The 20,134-nt window shown below is 41.2% G+C and carries 2 protein-coding genes; both read right to left on the reverse strand.

Going from position 1 to position 20,134, the window contains the following annotated elements; all coding sequences use genetic code 11:
• Window positions 1-13: 13 nt before the first annotated feature.
• Window positions 14-13,612 carry an Ig-like domain-containing protein gene (locus FHG85_RS12195; protein ID WP_173076295.1) on the reverse strand — a complete coding sequence of 4,533 codons (13,599 nt, stop codon included), beginning with the start codon at window positions 13,610-13,612 and terminating at the stop codon, window positions 14-16.
• An 842-nt stretch (window positions 13,613-14,454) separates the two neighbouring features.
• Window positions 14,455-19,224 carry a DUF5018 domain-containing protein gene (locus FHG85_RS12200; protein ID WP_173076297.1) on the reverse strand — a complete coding sequence of 1,590 codons (4,770 nt, stop codon included), beginning with the start codon at window positions 19,222-19,224 and terminating at the stop codon, window positions 14,455-14,457.
• Window positions 19,225-20,134 lie beyond the last annotated feature (910 nt).

Consider the following 20,134-nt stretch of genomic DNA (forward strand, 5'->3'; position numbering starts at 1 on the left):
ACCATAAAATATTTTAGTACGAACGCTTAATAAATACACTTCCCTTGTAAATCTTACCAGTATCCTTTATTTGAAGTAGATAATAGTAAGTGCCATCAGGCAGTTTAGAGCCAATAGCCATAGAAACATTTGAAGTTCCATCCCAATCGTTCTTATAGTGGTTGCTCTTGTAAACAAGGTTCCCCCAACGATTATAAACATGTAAGGTAACTTGCTGGTAGAACTCAATATTTTGAACTTCGAATGTATCATTGATATCATCGCCATTAGGAGAGAATGCATCAGGCACTTCAACCTTCTTATTTGGATCTGTAACTACATTAATTGTTACGGTAGCAATGTCGCATTCATCGTCGATGTCACAAACTTTGTAGGTAAAGCTTTCCTGTCCTTTGAAACCTGTTAGAGGGGTATACTGTACTCGGTAATCACCTGTAATAATTGCATTACCATTTACCGGTGAGGTTTCAAGTGTTACAGATTTAACTCCGTCGTTAAGGTTCAAGTCATTTGCAAGGACATCAACAATGATGGTTGCATTCACATAGGACTCTACCTCATCGTCAATAGCATCAGGAGTATAATTTTCGCGGTTAAGAACATTAATAACAACTTTTGCTACCGAATAATCGCCATCGATATCCTGGATGTAGTACCAGAGCGAATCGACTCCGTAGAAGTCTTGATTTGGTGTGTACCTTACCTTGGTATTGCTTCCCGTAACCATTTCGGCAGTACCATTTAGCGGTTGTTGATATACAACAGCTACTATACCCCCATCATTCTTATTGATATCGTTGAATGTAGGATCAAACTCTACGGCTCTATTTCTGTAAGCAGTAACAGTATCGTTGTAAGCTAAAGGAATATTATTACTTTGCTTAACTCTAATGTTAACTGCTGCCGAAGAGCAATCGTTATCAATATCGCATACCTGATAGCGCAGGTAGTCTTCGCCTAAGTAGCCTGCATCTGGGGTGTACTCTATGGTATTATCCGAGTTGAGAACGGCTGTTCCTTTCAATGGTCGCTGAGTTATTAGCAGCTTAATTCCACCATCTTCTAAGCCAGTATCATTGAATAGCACATCAACAGACACGGGTGTTTCTAGAACAGTGCCTCGGTTATCGGGGTTAGCAATTGGTTTATGGTTTTCGCGTTCAGTAACGGTTACATAGATTGTTGCTATGCTGTAGTCACCATCCTCATCTACTACACGATATTTTAATGAATCGGAGCCAATGAACCAGCTCGAAGGAATATATCTAATGTTCCTGCTATCGTATACATAAGCAAATCCATGCCTAGGACTGCTAAAGACCTCAATGAAATCAACACCATCATCTAGCTGCTGATCATTTGCTAACACATCAACCAGTACAGGTTTATTCATCTCGGTAATAGCAGTATCGTTTACAGCAACTGGAACAAAGTTTTGCTCTTTCACATTAATGGTTACAGTTGCCACATTACTTGTATCATTATCTACATCGGTTAAGAAGTAGGTAAACTCAGCCAGGCCTAAATAATCGGTTGCTGGTGTGAATGTTACGGTATTATCGGCATTTACACTAACCGAACCATGTGAAGCATTTGGTTCGCTTTCGATGTGTACAACAATCCAACCATCGTCTAAGCCTGAATCGTTGATTAGTACATCAACATCAACAGGGGTATTGATTGATGTAGCACGTCTATCGTCATTTGCTACTGGAATACTGTTAGGTTTTTCTACTACACTAACATATACCTTTGCAATTGAGTAATCGCCATCCACATCTTCAACCACATAGGTAAACTCGTCGTTACCTAAGAAGAAGTAGCTAGGATTATAAGTTACAGTATTATCGGCATTAACAATAACACTTCCGAACAGAGGATCCGTTAAAATATATAGACTCTTTATTCCCTCATTCAACAAGGTGTCATTGTCAAGTACAGAAATATCAATTGGGGTATTAACATAAGTAGTAACGTAGTCGTCATGAGCCTCGGGGATCATGTTGAAAGGCTTAACATTCAAGTAAACCGTAGCTTCACTCCACTCACCATCGGCATCGGTAACTCTATACTTGAACTGATCGGAGCCAAGGAACTCAACAGTTGGGGTGTATGTTACAGTATGATCATCGTTAACATGAGCATCACCATTTGCTGGTGTTTCAACTACAGTAATAGTAAGTGGCTCATCCTCAATTCCTTTATCGTTGAAAAGTACATCAACTACGCGAGGTGTTTCGAAAGCTACTCCTCGATAATCGTCATTTGCTACTGGAGTATGATTAACACCCTCAACAACAGTAACGGTAACAGTTGCAACCGAGTAATCGCCATCTACATCCTCAATAATATATTGGAAGGTATCGGTACCAAGGAACATGTACGAAGGTATATATCGAATTGTCCTATTCTGGTTAATAACAACTGTACCAAACTGAGGCTGGGTTTGAATTCTTAAATCTTGGAAACCATCATCCAGGCCTGAGTCGTTAGCAAGGACGTTGATGTCCACCTCTGTATTCATCGTCGTAGTAGCAGCATCATCGTTAGCCAATGGAACAAAGTTCTCTCCATCTTTAACTCTAATTGTAACCTGAGCCTCATCGCTATCTCCATCCTTATCGGTTACAGTATAACGGAAAGTCATTTCCCCTACAAAATCAGTCGCAGGAGTAAAGGTGATAGTATTGTTGCTCTCAACCTGAACAGTTCCTTGAGCAGGGTTCTCTGCTATGGTAACAACAATTGGTTCATCGTCGAGGTTTTGATCGTTAAAGAGGACATCAACATTTACACTTTGGTTGAAACTACAACCACGTCGGTCGTCGTTGGCGATTGGAACAACATTAACTTTATCGTTAACAGTCACGGTAACAGTTGCCACATCCCAATCCCCATCTACATCTTCAATAACATACATGAATGTTTCAGTACCTACAAACATGTTGCTAGGTGTGTAGGTAACTGTTCTTGAAGAGGTGTTAACTACAACTGAGCCAAACTGTGGCTGTTTGTAGATATAAAGTTTTCCGAAGCCATCGTCTAACCCACTATCGTTAGCGAGTACATTAACAATAACAGGTGTGTTAACCTTAGTTGAGGCAGCATCATCAACAGCAGTAGGAACATAGTTTGTACCAGACTTCACATTGATTGTTACCAAAGCGTCATCGCTATCGCCATCGGCATCAGTAACAGTGTATCGGAAATTCATCTCACCTACAAAATCGGTTGCAGGGGTGAAGGTAATTGTATTATCGGGGTTAACAACTGCTATACCTTGAGCAGGTGCCTGACTAATGGTAACAAGAAGAGGCTCGTCATCTAAACCTGTATCGTTGAATAGAACATCAATTGTTCTACTTTGATTGAAGCTACATCCTGCACGGTCGTCGTTTGCAACTGGTATTACATCGGTTTTTTCCGCAACGGTAATTGTTACAGTTGCAACAGAGTAATCGCCATCGGCATCTTCAACCAGGTATTCAAAGGTGTCGTCGCCAATGAACATGTAGCTTGGGTAATAGGTTATGGTTCTATTAGCATTAACTGCAACAGTTCCGAATAAAGGTTGAGTATGAATGGTAAGATTTCCAAAACCATCTTCAAAACCAGTATCGTTAGCTAGCACATTGACATCGACAGGAGTATTCATTATAGTACTAGCGTTATCGTTTTGAGCAACGGGTACATGGTTTTCACCAGCTTTTACAGCAACAGTTACCACTGCCTCATCGTTATCGCCATTAACATCGGTAACTATGTATGTAAAGGTTACCTGGCCAACAAAGTCGGTTTGTGGAGTGAATGTCACTGTATTATCGGCATTAACAGTTGCAGTACCTGATGCAGGCGGCTGGTTAAGAGTAACTGTTAATGGGGTGTCATCAAGCCCAGTATCGTTGAATAGAACATCAACAACAACACTTTGGTTAAAGCTGCAACCACGATAGTCGTCGTTAGCAACAGGGATAGCATTTTGCTTATCGAGAACAGTTACGGTTACAGTAGCTAGAGCGTAGTCACCATCGGCATCCTCAACCACATACTGGAATGTTTCTACTCCAACAAACATGTAGCTTGGTGTATAGGTAACTGTTCGATTAGCATTTACGGTAACTGTACCAAAGTCGGGTTGTTTGTATATGTATAGCGAACCAAAGCCATCGTCTAATCCATTATCATTGGCAAGTACGTTGATAAATACTGGTGTATTTAGCTTTGTAGTTGCATTATCGTCGACGGCAACTGGAACCACATTAGGATGATCTTGATCTTTAACGGTTATAGTTACAAAAGCATTATCGCTATCGCCATCGGCATCGGTAACTGTGTAACGGAAAGTGATTTCACCAACATAATCTGTCGCAGGTGTAAATGTAATGGTGTTGTTGGTTTCAACAACGGCAGTTCCAGAAGGTGGTAACTCGGCTAGGGTTACAGTTACAGGTACATCCTCAAGACCAGTATCGTTGAATAGAACATCAACATTTACACTTTGATTAAAGCTACAGCCGCGGCGGTCGTCGTTTGCTACGGGTTGGTAATCGGGGGTATCAATGATATTAACTACCACTTTAGCTATAGACAAATCGCCATCTACATCAGTAATCATGTAGTAGAACTCCTCGGTTCCAACAAACATGTAGGTAGGTGTGTAGGTAACAGTACGATTAGCATTTACCTGAACAGAACCGAATTCAGGATTTTGGTAGATAGTAAGGCTACCAAAGCCATCGTCAAGACCACTGTCGTTTCGTAGGACATTCACAACTACTGGATTATTGATTGTAGTAGTTACGGTATCGTTTACTGCAATAGGGGTAATATTAACACCATCCTTAACCGTTATGGTTACTGTTGAAACAGAGCAATCGCCATCGTTATCGCAAACCTGATACTGGAATGCATCGGTTCCAACATAATCGGTATTAGGTGTATAGGTAATAGAATCGTTTGTTGCGTTAACCTCCCATGTACCATTAGCTGGATCATTAATAACTGTAAGCGATGCAACTCCATCGTCTAAACCTGTGTCGTTAGTTAACACATCAACCTTAACTGCAACGTTTTTAGATGTTGCCCTTGAATCGGGATTAGCAACAGGTAAGCTGTTTTGAGTATCGCTAACGGTTACAGTAACGGTAGCTAAATCGTAGTCACCGTCAACATCTTGAAGCATGTAAACAAACTCGTCGGAACCAACGTAATTGGCATCTGGGGTATAGGTGATGGTTCTGTTAGCATTAACAACAACATTACCATGAGCAGGATGAGTATAGATAGTTATACTACCAAACCCGTCGTCAAGGTCGCTGTCGTTTGCTAGGACGTTAATTGCTTTTGCAACATTCTTAGTGGTTGTTGCAGCATCGTCGTTAGCTACAGGGATGTGGTTATTATCACGAACATTAATAGTTACGGTAGCCACATCATAGTCGCCATCACCATCAGTAACTCTATAGGTAAATGTTGCTAATCCTATATAATCGGTAGCTGGGGTAAATGTAATTGTGTTATCGGCATTTACAGCGGCGTTTCCTTGTGCCGGTATCGAATTATTTTCAATAGTTACGGAAATTCCGCCATCTTCAAGACCGGTATCATTTATAAGCACATCAACAACTCTTGGAAGATTTACCGTTGTTCCTCGGTTATCGTCAACGGCAATAGGAGTATCGTCAATTGCACTTACTGTTACAGTTACATTAGCTTCGGCCCAATTGTCATTATTAAGAGTAACCCTATAGCTAAATGAAACAGGTCCGTTATATGTTTTAACTGGTGTAAATCGGATTGAATTATCAGGGTTAACAATAACAGCTCCCTTATCGGCATCGGGTTCGGTGGTTATTGTCACAGACTTAACACCCTTATCAAGTCCTTTATCATTTGCCAAAACAGCGATATCAATTGATGTTTCCTCATCCGTAGCTGTATTATCATCAACAGGACGTGGTGTAACATCATCGGTATTAGTAGCAGTTACAGGTGAAATGGATAGGTTGTTGTAATTTGGATCAGTACTTGAAGTTGTAATATCAACCTGGTATGCCTGGTCACCATCATCTAGATCATCATCCACACCAGTTAGTGTAACAGTAACTGGCGTATTCCAATTGCCAGCGGTGAATGTATGTGATGACGGAGAAACTGTCCCTTCATTTGTATTGCTAGAAGTAAATGTAACATCAACATTTGCAGTTGGTGCAGTGTTAAGGCTCATTTCAAAAGTAGCAGTTCCTCCTGCTTCAGTGGTAACTAAACCACTTACAGGGAATATATTTACGCCTGCCTTATCGTCATCGATATTTTGAAGGGTTATATCGTTAGGATCTAATCCGTTATAGTTTGCATCGGAAGAAATTGCAGGGTCAAGAGTGATAGTGTATGTTTGATTGCCATCGGCAATAGCATCATCAACTCCTGTTACCGTAATTGTTTGTTCACTGTTCCAGTTTACAGTAGTGAATGTCACGGTTGTAGGACTTACCGTACCCTCAGCTGTATTTGAAGAGCCGATTCCAATTGATACATTAGCAGTTGGTTGTGAGTTTAGCTTAATGGTAAATGTTGCAGTGGTACCATCTTCACGTGTGTTACCTGAAATTGATGAAACTATTATTGCTGCATCGTCATCATCAATACAAGTAACGAGAATATCGGGAGGATTAATAGCAGAATACTTTGTATCGAGCGTTGAAACACCCGAAGTTTCTACTGTAAAATCAACATCTCCATCATCAATAAAATTGTTAATAGGGGTTATAGTTAAATTCTGTTCTACATTCCAGTTAGAGGTAGTAAACGTTAGGGATGAGGGAGAAACGGTTCCCTTGCTGGTATTATTCGAGACAATATTAAAAGTAATATTTGCCGTAGGTTTGGTTGCGAGTTTAAATGTAACAGTTACAGGGCCATCACTTTCGGTGTACGATAATGAAGTTGGATTAACGATATAACCGGCCACGTCATTATCGCGGTTAGTAACCGATACGTCAAGTGGGTTTAAATTATCATACTTAGTATCAGAGCTAACGCAGGGTTGAGTGTTAATAGTATAGGCCACATCATCATCATCAATATCATCGTCAACACCTGTAATTGTTACAGTCTGCGCAACATTCCAATTTGATGAGGTAAAGGTTAATGTTGCGGGCGATACTGTACCCTCACTGGTATTACTTGAGTTGAACGATATACTAACATTGGCTGTAGGTTGGGAATTCAGTTTAACGGTAAATGATGCAGTTCCGCCATCTTCGGTTGTAGAAAGACCATTAAACGGATTGATAGTAACACCAGCCTCATCGTCGTCAAGATTCGAGACGGTAACATCAGCAGGGTTAATTACATTGTATTTGGCATCGGAACTTGATGCTTTAGCAGTAATGATATTAAATGACACATCGCCATCGTCAATATTATCATCAACACCAGTAACTGTAATGGTTACCGGGTTGTTCCAGTTTGCTGGAGTTATTGTAATAGATGTAGGCGAAACGGTTCCCTCTGCTGTATTGCTCGAGCTTAGACCAATAGTAACATTTGCAGTTGGTCGAGTATCGAGTACAATGGTAAATGTTGCTGTACCTCCAGCCTCGGTGGTTTGCAATCCAGATGTTGGACTAACCGTAATTCCTGCAGTATCATTATCTTGGTTAACAACAGTTACATTTGGTGGGTTCTGTCCACTATATTTTGAATCCGTACTTACAGCATTACCTGTTATAATGGTATAGGTAACATTATCATCGTCCACATTGTCATCAACTCCTGTTACCGTAATCGTTTGTTCAACGTTCCAGTTGGCAGGTGTGAATGTTACGCTGGAAACGCTAACGGTTCCTTCGGCAGTATTGCTCGATGATATTGGAATGGTAACATTTGCAGTTGGTCGTGTATTTAGCTTGACGGTAAATTGTGCTGTAGTACCATTCTCACTTGTAGTTAATGTTGTTGGAGTTACAGTAAAGCCAAAGGTATCATCATCGATATTTGTAACAGAAACATCGGCTGGGTTATTTCCACTATACTTACTATCTGCACTTGTAGCAGAGTTTGTTATAATTAGGTACGATACATCATCATCGTCCACATCATCATCAACACCTGTTACAGTAACGGTTTGATTTGTATTCCAGTTAGATGAGGTGAATGTTAGTGTGGTTGGGTTAACAGAACCCTCAGCAGGGTTGCTTGAGGTTAAGGTAATTGTAACATCTGCCGATGGTTGAGTATTTAACCTAACGGTAAACTGGGCAGTACCGCCAGCCTCGGTTGTTTGCAAGCCCGAGGTTGGGGTAACGGTAAATCCTGCCACATCATTGTCGATATTTGTAACAGTTACATCGGCTGGATTAATTCCGTCATACTTACTATCGGAACTTGAAGCATTAGCTGTTACGATGGTATAAGATATATTATCGTCATCGATATTATCGTCTACGCCAGTTATTGTAACAGTTTGCGCTATACTCCAGTTCCCTGGTGTAAATGTTACAGACGCTGGCGAAACAGTACCTTCAGAGGTATTGGATGAAGTTAGCCCAATGGTTACATTGGCTGTAGGTTTTGAATTTAATCGAATGGTAAAGGAAGCCGTCCCTCCGTTTTCGGTTGTTTGAAGGCCCGAAGTTGGGTTAACCGTAATTCCAGCAACATCGTCGTTAATATTTAAAACGGTTACATCGTCAACATCCTTATTATTATAGTTTGGATCGGAACTGCTTGTATTTGAAGTAACAATATGATAAGTTACATCCCCATCGTCCTCATCATCATTTACAGGGGTTACCGTAACTGTTTGTGGGGTGCTCCAGTTCGAGGAGGTGAATGTTACACTTGATGGCGACACGGTACCCTCCGTTAGGTCATCGGATGAAATATTTATGGTAACGTTGGACGTTGGCTGGGTATTGAGCACAATGGTAAATGCTTGCGTTCCTCCACTCTCGTTTGTTGTAAGAGAAGTTGGTGAAACAGATATGCCAGCCACATCGTTATCCATGTTAGTTACGGAAACATCGGTTGGGTTCAACCCATGGTATGAAGCATCGGAGCTTGAAGCAGCTGCTGTTATTATAGTATAACTTTGTGCTCCGTCGGCAACATCATCGTCAACACCTGTTATTGTTACAGTCTGAGGAATATTCCAATTGCCTGACGTAAATGTTACTGAAGCGGGGCTTACAGTACCTTCGGCAGTATTGCTTGAACTTAAATCAATTGTAACATTTGCCGATGGCTGACTAGTAAGGGCGATGGTGAATGTTGCTTGTCCACCAGACTCAGTGGTTACCAAACCAGTGGTTGGATTGATATTAAATCCTTTTTCATCGTTATCGGTGTTAGTTGCCGAAACAGAGAAGGTTCTACCATTATATTTCGAATCTCCACTCGATGCTGTACCATTAATATTATAGGTTTGGTCACCATCATCAACAAAATCGTCTTGACCAGTTATAGTTACCGTTTGTGTACTGTTCCAATTCGATGGAGTAAATGTCAGTGTTGCAGGCGAAGCAATACCCTCAGCAGGTTTTGTAGAGGTTAGGTTAATAGTAACATTGCTTAAAGGTTTACTATTCAACCTTACAGTAAATGTAGCCGTTCCGCCTGCTTCGGAAGTTACTAAACCAGAAGTAGGAGTAACCGTAATTCCTGCATTATCATTATCGGTATTAACCACGCTTACGTCGGCAGGATTGACATTTGAGTAGCTAGGATCAGAGCTAATAGCTGGTGAAGTAATAATAGTATAGGTAATATTTCCATCAGCAACATCATCGTCAACACCAGTAACTGTGATGATTTGATTGCTATTCCAGTTAGCTGGGGTGAATACTACCGACGAAGGGCTAACCGTTCCTTCAGCGCTATTGCTAGATGACAGGTTGATTGTTACATTGCTTGTTGGCTCACTATTTAGCCTCATGGTAAATGTAGCCTGACCACCTGCTTCGGTTGTGGTAAGTCCGCTGGTTGGGTTAACCACTACTCCCGCAACATCATTATCGGTATTTGTAACGGTTACGTCCGAAACAACAATATTATTAAATACTGGGTCGGTACTGCTGGTATTAGAAGTGATTATGGCATAAGTGATATCCCCATCATCTACCTGATCATCAACACCTGTAACAGTTACCACCTGATTGGTATTCCAGTTTGAGGTTGTAAAAGTAAGGCTTGATTTATTAATTGTACCTTCGGTCAGGTCGTTTGAAGTTAACGTAATAGTAACGCTGGCCGAAGGTTGAGCGGTGAGCCTTACAGAGAATGATGCAGTTGTACCACTCTCTGATGTTGTTAGTGAGGTTGGATTAATGTAAACACCCGCAACATCGTTATCGATATTCTGTAGGGTTATGTCATTAGGATCAATACCATTGTAATATGTATCGGAACTTGACGCCGGACCTATATTAATGGTGTAGGTTATATTACCATCAACAATATAATCATCCACACCAGTTACTGTTACGGTTTGTGGCGCATTCCAGTTCGATGAAGTAAATGTTAGCGAAGCAGGGTTAACACTACCTTCGGTTCCATCGGAGCTACTAATAGGTAGGGTAACATTGGCAGTTGGCTGAGTTTTAAGAACAACCGTAAAGGTTGCTGTACCGCCTGCCTCTGTAGTATTCCCTGAAATAGCTGAGATTGTGAAACCTGGAGTACGAACGGTAATTGTAGCAGTTGAACTTAATGGTATTTCACAATTGCCATTATCGGCCTTAACAACAAAAAGGTTACTTCCTACCTCAAGATTTGCTGCAGGAACTGTAATACTAACATTACCACCGTTACCCACTCCCGAAGTAACATATACATCATTCTTGTAAACATTATATGTTACACCGTTTTGAGTAGAGTTTACGGTAATAGTACCATCATGCCCAGGATCAACAGTACTGCCTGTAACCGTTAAACCAGTTGTAGGAGGATTAACCACGCTAATTGTAAACGGAGCAGAAGTTCCGTTACAGCCTGCTTTAGTCACCTCTAATGTATAGTTAGAACCAGCATCGGAAAGGGTTGCACTAGCTTTATAGTACTGTTTGGTAGTTGAAATAATAGTTGAGCCTTTTCGCCATACATACGATGCGTTATTTTCTTCGGCACTAAGGTCGATTGGCTCACCCACACATACATTAACATCGCCAGTAAACGAGGTATTGGGTGCAATCTCAACCGTAAAGTAACGGGTTGATGTACATCCGTCTTTCGATACGGTTAAAGACCATTGTCCTGGGTTAAAGTTACCCCATGTTCTACTAAGTGTTTGAGAAGTAGAAATTGTTGTACCCTCGTATTTCCACTCATAAGTAGCACCTTGTTCTTGGGCAACAAGATATAAATCCTGACCTTCACAAAGAGTAGTATCGCCAGAAAACTCCAAATCGGGACCAACATAAACAGTAAACTCTTCAATGGTTTGAGAATAGCCATCGTCGGCCAAGAGGTAGATGATTGCATTACCCGATTTATTGGCTACTGGGGTTACTTTTACCCACCGGCTTGAACCTGAACCACCAACCTCTATATTACCATTTAGTACGAAGTTGGGGTCGTGTGAGTAAGCTGTAATAGTAATATCGTCAGCAGATGTTTGTGATCCATCGCTAACTGTAAAGTTCAGCTGCGAAGGTGTTGCATTGGTACATACGTTTTGATCGGAAGGTGGGGTAATTGTAGGCGGTGTGTTAATGGTAAGATACACCTTCTCCTGGTTATTCGACCAACGGCTATCGGCATTACGAGCCTCGTAATCGAACGATGTACGCCCCCACCAGTTGGTGTTTGGTACAAACTTCAAATTCGCCAAATTGGCAGCTGTAATAGTTGTAGGAACTGTTGAAATTGGTGTTGAACCATTATAAAGTGTACCATTTGCAGGTAAAGAGGTAATGCGAATTCTATTAAATGCAACTTCGGTAGGGTCAAAAAACTTATCGGTGAAATCCTCTTGGGTGAATGTAATTTCAGTATTTAAAGGAGCCTCCTTATATACATCGCCCACCCATGGAGCTAGCCCGTCGATACATTTAGTTGCGCTTTGGGTTACATGGATGGTGATATTTGAATAACCCAGATCAATGGCATTGAACCAGGTATTAATTGTATTTCTGTTTCCATTGAAATTAGTGTTTTGTAATGCGCTATTCCATGACCAGATACGAGGAATATCAGCACCATGTACAAGCTGCTTTTGTTGGGTTTCATCCATAAGACCCTGTCCGGTCTCATCGCCCCAACGGGTAATATAGGTATCGTCCCAGTATATGGTTGCATTTAGTTTTCTGAATGGGCGCACCGATGAGGTTACCACACCATCGCACTGTTCCACATCGTAAACAGGGAAGTTAGTAGGACCGCGTCCAAGGAATGTGGCAGAAGCTTTGTAGTTACCAACGGGTACATCGGCTCCGGCATCGGTTTTAAAATCCCAAAGAATATAGTTTGCTCCCTTCCCAAGTTCACGGAAAATAACCCTATCACTACCAGTAGTAGAGTAGGTGCCATCGCCATCAATATCAATTAGGATAGCAACAAAAGCATCGATATTGGTTTGAATTTTAAAAATAGCTACAGAGCTATAAGGACAGCCAGGGCGGTTCTTTTCAAGGTAGATGTCATAGTCGTTCACTGGAAGCTCCATAGGAGTGCGAACGTAGTCGTAATCGTAAAAGAGTGTATCCTCAGCCCAAACCTGTACTTTAGGCGGGGCTAACCTTGTTGTTGGCCACTCTGTCCTGTCAGGATCATTCAAGAAAACAGGATATTCCATAGCGCTTGAGGTCTGATCATCCTCCTTACTTTGCGCTCGTTTTATATAATTCGATTCGGTACTTATGGGTATTATTCCATATGCATTAGATTGGAATTTGAATGAATAAGGGTAGTATTTAAAGTTAATCTTATTTACAAACTCATCACCAGTAATAACATAGAAAAAGTTATTTACCGGATACTGAGTAAAACTTGTAGTAGTCATCTGCCAGCTTTTACTCCAGATGCGTCCCGCTGGAATATTTGGTTCACCTGGGTTGGTGATTATATTGTTACTGGCATCTGTAACGGTTATATCAAAAAACTCAAGCGCCCAACGCGAATTATCGAGATGTTGGAATTCAATATAATAATCACCCGACTGGTCGGCAGTAAAGTTTAGCGGAGTATAACCACCCGAAATAGTTACCCCATTAAGTTTGGCGCCGTTGGGTCCGGTTATAGCCTGGGTATAACTTGCTATATAACCACTACCCGAGGTTGGCATTGTTGTTTCGGAAAAGGCAATTGAGCCGTCGGGTTTTTTAATTCTGAATCGAACCCTAGAAGGATTGGTATTTACATTCCCACCATAGTTAGTAGTATTCATTTTAAAACCGAAGAATACCTTTTCGCCAGAGTTTAACCTTATATTCAAACGCTTTTCGGCAGCACAGTCATAACCGGCAAAATCGTTACTTCCTGTTTGCCATGTATTAAACTCAAGCCATAACCTATCGGTTGAGTTTGGCATTAGCTGTTTTGTTCCTTCAGGATAGCCAGCTTTTACAAATAATAAAAGTGTTAAAACTCCTAACAAACTAATAATCCTACGCATAGTATATAAACCTTAAATTTAACTTACAATTACAACAAAAAGAAAAGCTAAGACTAAGGTGTTCGTCTTAACTTCGAATTCAAAACCACATATGTTAAATAAAACTAATATCCCTTTTTTCATGTAACCCAAATCCCAATTTACTCGTTTAAACCCTCTTGTTCTTTGCTATTTATCTGATTATCTATCACTTATCAATTTTTGATTGATATTTATCACATAAGCAAGTTACGGCGTTTTTTTTAAATGCAAATATTTTTTTTAAAAAATGTTATATAATTCACAGCATTTTTTTGGTGGACACTTTTGTTGTTCCAATCCTTTTATCAAAAAAAGTATATAATATAGGTCGGGTAAAGGTTCAAGATTCAAGATTTCAGATTCAAGACTTGTCTGGCGTTGACGGATTCAAGAATTGTCATTTAAACTTCCGATTCGTTCCGAATATTTCCGAATCGTTCTTCCGAAGACCCCTCCAAACCTCCCCTGAGAGGGGAGGCTTTTCCTGTGTAGGAGGTAGAATTGGTTTCTACCCCTCTCCTCTCAGGAGGGGGGCCAGGGGTGAGGTCAAAAAAATCGAAACACCAAAAACTAAACACCAAACACGGTCTTCCATCTTATTCCTTTAACTTCCTCTAACTTCTTTTAACTTCTACTAACTTCGTCTAACTTCTTTCTTCCTCTTATTCTTCCACCAGAGCATCTTCGGCAAGTTCAGCATGACATCCCTCAGTAACCTGAACACCGTACACTGAACACTGCACAGTGAACACTGCACTTTTGGTTATAACAAAAAACCCCGCCGAAGCGGGGTTCAATGATATCTATAAAGGTACTGCTAATTACTCCTTGATCAACTTACGGAGAACAGATTCACCTTTATTATTGTAGAAACGAACAAGGTAGATACCTTTTTCAATGTTGCTTAGGTCAATTGACCTTGCATTTTCAACAATCTGATCCAGAACAACCTGTCCAATTACTGAGGTAACAGTTACACGGGTAACTTCTGCACCCTCAAAGTTGATACGGGAAGTAAATGGGTTAGGATAAACGGTTAGCTTGGCAAGGGTATTAACTGGCACACCAGTTGGAACAAGTGTAACCTCTACAGCTTTATCGGCATCGGCAACGGTGAATGAACCATTGTAGGTGTTAAATCCATCTTTTAGAACGATGAAGGTATAGTCGCCATTTGGCAGCTGCATGGTAGCTTGACCGCTAGCATCTGTTGTTAGGTCGCCTTGTCCTGTTACTGTAATAGTAGCACCTTCTACTGCATTTGTGCCATCGGTAACGGTGAAAGTAACAGTGTACTTGGTTTCTGCAACCTCAACATCACTGGCAGAACGTGGTAACACCTTTCGTGCGCTATAGCTGTAGTGTCCTAAACCAACAATGTTATAACGTGTACCTTGAGTAGCGGTATATTTGTATAAATCATCGTCAATTAGGATTGAATTGGTTCCATCGCTTACCTCAAACATTCCATAGCCTGCATCGGCATTTGTACACTCAACATTGCTTAGCTTAATAAATACACCCTCATAAGCTTCGGTTAGCGCATCTGCTATTGATACCTCAAGAGGTGAAATAGTGTTACCTGAGTTTTTAACGTTAATGTAGGTAACGTTAGTTAGACGTGTCAGATTATAGTTTTCTTCCACATCGCCAACAACCTCTACGGTATCGCCAAGCGAAACAAGGCCTAGAGCATTATCAATGCCATACACCTCAACACCATTCCATGCCTTTGATGAATCCTGAATCCAAATATTGTACGATGAAGAACCCTCATAAATCGCAGTTACACAGCCCTTAGTTTTTACCTGCTGACCAACAAGAGGTGAGTCTCCATTTGAATCTGAGGTATACTGGATATCATAAATGCTTGTGAGCGATAACTGCTGCACCGTAACAGTAACAGTCCAAACCTTGGTTGAGCCATCCTGAGCGGTAACGGTATAGGTAACAGGATTGGTAAAGTCTTGGGATACCCCACTAGCTGGGCTTATTGTAGCTGCTGCAGAAACTGTAATGGTTGGAGTTAAGCTGGTAACATCTGTTCCAAATGGCATCAATACATCAACAGTGGCTGCATTGGCGTCAATGGTAGCAGAGATCTGTCCAGGAATTTCAAATGTTACAATATCATTTGCTGAACTTTGAGTAGCAGCTACGGTAACTGTTACCACCCAATCCTGAGTTGTTCCATCCTGTGCTGTAACTGTATATGTTACAGGATTAGTGAAGTTTTGCGCTACTCCACTTGCTGGGCTTACTGTTGCATATTTTGATACAGTAATAGTAGGAGTAAGACTTGTAACATCTGTACCATAAGCAACTTCAATATTAACGGTATGGCTAGCATTATCAATAGTAGCTGGTCCAGTCTGCTCAGCCAGCTCAAAGCCTACAATATCCTTTGCAGAGCTCTTAGCTATATGCCAACCCAGGTAAGAAAATTCATCCACACCATAAACCTCCCATTCAGAGCTAGCAGCATCGGTACCAGCGGAAGCAGTCCAATCGGGGTTTCCAATTACTATATTGCTCTTACGAACTAGGGTGTGATCAGCAGTTGCATCAGCAATGCCAGCAACAGAATAATTGGCACTTCCAGGATTATTAGGATCACCAATTACATCAATTAGATCATAATTGGTTCCATTAAACTTAAATAACCCGCGAGCATCATTACCATTAAATGCACATTCATATCCAGTTGATACCCAATCAGCTAAAGCAAGCAACGAAGCATCAGATGCGTCATCAACAATAACATAGGTACCATGGGCTGGAACAACAGCGCCAGCAGGGAATGGATAATCATACTCCCAATCTGATGAGGTATTAGCAGTACCTTTTAATAGGTAATTGCTAAGGGCAATATCATTATCTGTTGGGTTGTAAATCTCAAGAGCTTTACTAACACTTCCACCTTCAATGTATTCACTAAAGAATAGGTCCATTGGTGGTTGTGCCATGGTTGTAAATGTCCATGCATTTGCAGCAACCTCTGCATTGCCGTTTGCAGTGCTCATATCAACAACAAAGCCAGCAGGAATGGTTACATAGTAAGAGGTGGAGTACTCCAGACCCGAAACATTAAGGGTTAGGTTGTTATCTTGATGTGTTAGGTCGGCAAAAGATTTAGAGAGAACAACGCTGTTATCGCTGGTCTTACGGATTTCGAGCGCACCGTTGGTTCCATCCTGAACATCCTCGTCGAAGGTAATGGTTAGTGTAAAGCTTACAGGTACATCGGTGGCATCTACGGCAGGATACCTATCGGTAATGCTTGGGGCAACATTATCGGTAACGGTAACCGTTCCTGCGCTCTTTGCAAAGAAGTTCTCATCAGCTGCATCTGCAACGCGGATGTAAACAGTACCGTGATCGCCATTTTGAATTGTATAATCGAATGTACCAAGGGTGGCATCAACATTAGCTGCTATGGGATAGAGCTCGGATGTTACGGCATCCTCAGCATAAATGTTTACATTGGTGATATTTGCTGAGGTCCATGAAATTGTTGCCACTTCACCAGTATTGTAGGTTTCGCCACCAGTTGGAGCAGTTACGGTTAGTGAGCGGTTCTCACCTGTCAGAGTTACCTTGTAGTATCCCATGGTACCATCCTCGGCAGTAACTGTAACAACCACCACATCACCATCGGCTAATGCTTGGGTTGCGTAGTTTGCGGGGTCAACAACAGCTCCATTCAGGGTGACCGTAAATGTAGCATTGGTATTGGTTGTAGTAGCAACAATACCGGCAAAACCGGTAAAGTTGGCAACGTACATTGTTGCACCGGCATCATTAACAGGGTCGGCAACGCTCACGTTAGCTAGCACCATAGCATCCTGACCACCAAGGGTAAAGGCTGAAAGTGTGGCATCGGAGCTGTACTCGTGGATATCGGAAGCGTCACGAGGCTCAACCTTAAATGCACCAAAAGAATAATTTAGTATGCCAGTTATATCATATTTCTTTCCAAGAGTTGGGGTGTATGCAAAGAAAAGGTCATCGGCATTAATTTCATTCGTTCCATCACTTAAGGTGTACTCACCATAACCAGCATCAGCATTCGAGCACTCCACGTTGGACAGCTTAACCAAAACACTTTCATACTGTTCGTTATTTGCTTCTGGTATTGTAAGTGTAACTGGGTCTGGTAAAGCATTGCCTGAAGATGTAATATTTACAGATGAAACAGGGGATATCACGGTTAGATCATAACTTTCAGCTACAGTTCCCTCAACTTCAACCAGGTCGCCTACAGATACAGTTGTTGGGCTACTCTTAACATAAATACCATTCCAAGCACCAGAACCATCCTGTACGAAGAAGTTTGACGAACTAACAGCAGTAACAATACCTGAAAACTTAACAATATCGTCGCTATAATTAGATGCACCAGCAGTGTTATCCGATTGAATCATATTAATAGTTGGGGTTGAAATTACAGTGAAGGTTGCATCACTTTCATCGGCTGTACTGCTGGTCAATCCAGTAACTCTTACTTTATATTGAGTGCCATATGAAGCGTCTGCAGGTATGGTATAATCTTCTGTACCATCATTAGCAGTGCTAGCAATAACTTCAACCCAGTTCCATGTTGGTGTTTGGCCATCTCTTGCATAAACTTCAATCTTAATATTTTCAGCATCCATATTGGCTGAGGTCCAAGTAATGGTTACAACATCGCCAGCATGGAATGTTTCGCCACCGTTGGGATAGGTTAATTTAATTGTAGGAGCAGTAGCATCAATAGTTGTGAAAGTAGAGGATAAAAGTGAAGTTGGGTTATCGGACGCATCCTCTACTGGAGCAATTGCAACATAGTAATCCTGATTATTAGCTAGATTTGAGCTGGGGGTAATGGTAATTACCTGCTTTCCAGCGTCAATAGTAGCAGTAAATAGAACATCTGCACCAGAAGCATCTGTTTCCTTTAAGGTAAGCAGGCTTGCCACATTAGCATCGGTAATTTCAGAGTTATCAATATTACGTATAGGCTCATCAAATGTAATTGTTATGTTAGCATCAACAGCTACATTAGTTGCACCATCGGCAGGGTCAAAGGTGGCCTGTGGGGCTTGGGTGTCAGCGTATCCTGTCCAAACTATATTATCTATACATACCTGACCAGATCCAGATGGCTGCTTAAAAGATAAAGTAAAATCTCCAGGAACATTTACATTAATTGTTCCAGAACTTTTCAAAACATCCTGCTCTGAGGATGTAGTTACAGTTGTAATTAAGTTACCGTTTACATATACTTCTAGATTAACATTGGTAGAGAAGGCTTGTTTATAATCAAACGTTAAAGTCCCAATACCACCAGAAATTATACCTGACGTCACTTCTGCAGCAGGGGTTCTGTTTCTTCCTAACATAGGAGTTGGTGCAGCTATAGCGTTATCCCCTCTACATTGCACATATGTCCAGGTAGAGCCATCCAGTCCTGTAAAAGTCCCATCTACGTAACTAGAACTAGTCTCTGGGAAATTTGTAAAATCTTCGCTTCCTTGCCCCCACCCGACTTTACCTGCAATGAGCAGGATGACTGTTAGGGCTAATGTTTTGAGTAGATTTCTTGTTTTCATAGGCATTATATTTAGTGTTAGTGATTCAAGTTTTCAGGTTCAAAATTCAAAATTCAAAATTTAAAATTCTACATTCAAGACTTGCCCGGCGAAGGCGGATTTAAGGTTCAAAAGCTTGTCCGGTTTTGCCAGATTGAAGGGTCAAAGTTTAGTAACAGCTTTGGGGTGGTAAAGTTGTAAAAAAGTTTTAAAAGGTGGGTTAAGTTACAGCTATTTTTAAAAGAAGTCAAAAAAACAATGTAATCATCTGCGTTTATTTTATCACACGCGCTTTATTTGTCTTTTTTTACTATTTATTTTTTATTTAATAGCGTTTTGTGCTAGTTTTTAAAACAATTAATAAGGGATAATCGGAATGATTCGGAATGATTCGTAAGCGCCTTGTCATGCCGAGCGAAGCCGAGGTATCTCTACTTGAAGAATATGATGAAGTTAGAGGAAGTTAAAGGAAGTTAGAAGAAGTTAGAGGAATGAATGACTCGGAATGATTCGGAAGCGTCTTGTTATTCCGAACCTGCCAAGGTTACGCTTGTGGTAGCTGAGCCTGCCGGTGGCTGAGCCTGTCGAAGCCACGTTTGTTTTTCCCTTCTTTTGCGTTGATGCAAAAGAAGCAAAAAATCAAGGCTGAAAAGCCTGTCCCGTGGGTGCCCCGTGGGCGTGTCTGCCGCGCGGCGTAACTCACCATGCCTGCGGCATGGCTCAAACAGCACCGCTTCCTTAACCCTACGCAACGACCCACCCACGACCCATTGGCGGAACAGCCTTTTATGCCGTTATCTTGAAAACCAAAAATCCAACCTGTTGGTCAAATCTTGAATCCGTCTTCGCCAGACACAGCCTTAAATCATGTGTTATTGTCATGCCGAGCGTAGTCGAGGCATCTCTTGTTGAAGAATATGATGAAGTTAAA

It is taken from the genome of Tenuifilum thalassicum (assembly GCF_013265555.1).
Classification (GTDB): domain Bacteria; phylum Bacteroidota; class Bacteroidia; order Bacteroidales; family Tenuifilaceae; genus Tenuifilum; species Tenuifilum thalassicum.

Excerpts from the sequence above, each read along its gene's own strand:
- FHG85_RS12195 (WP_173076295.1), bottom strand. The coding sequence starts at position 13,612 with ATGCGTAGGATTATTAGTTTGTTAGGAGTTTTAACACTTTTATTATTT.
- FHG85_RS12200 (WP_173076297.1), bottom strand. The coding sequence starts at position 19,224 with ATGAAAACAAGAAATCTACTCAAAACATTAGCCCTAACAGTCATCCTG.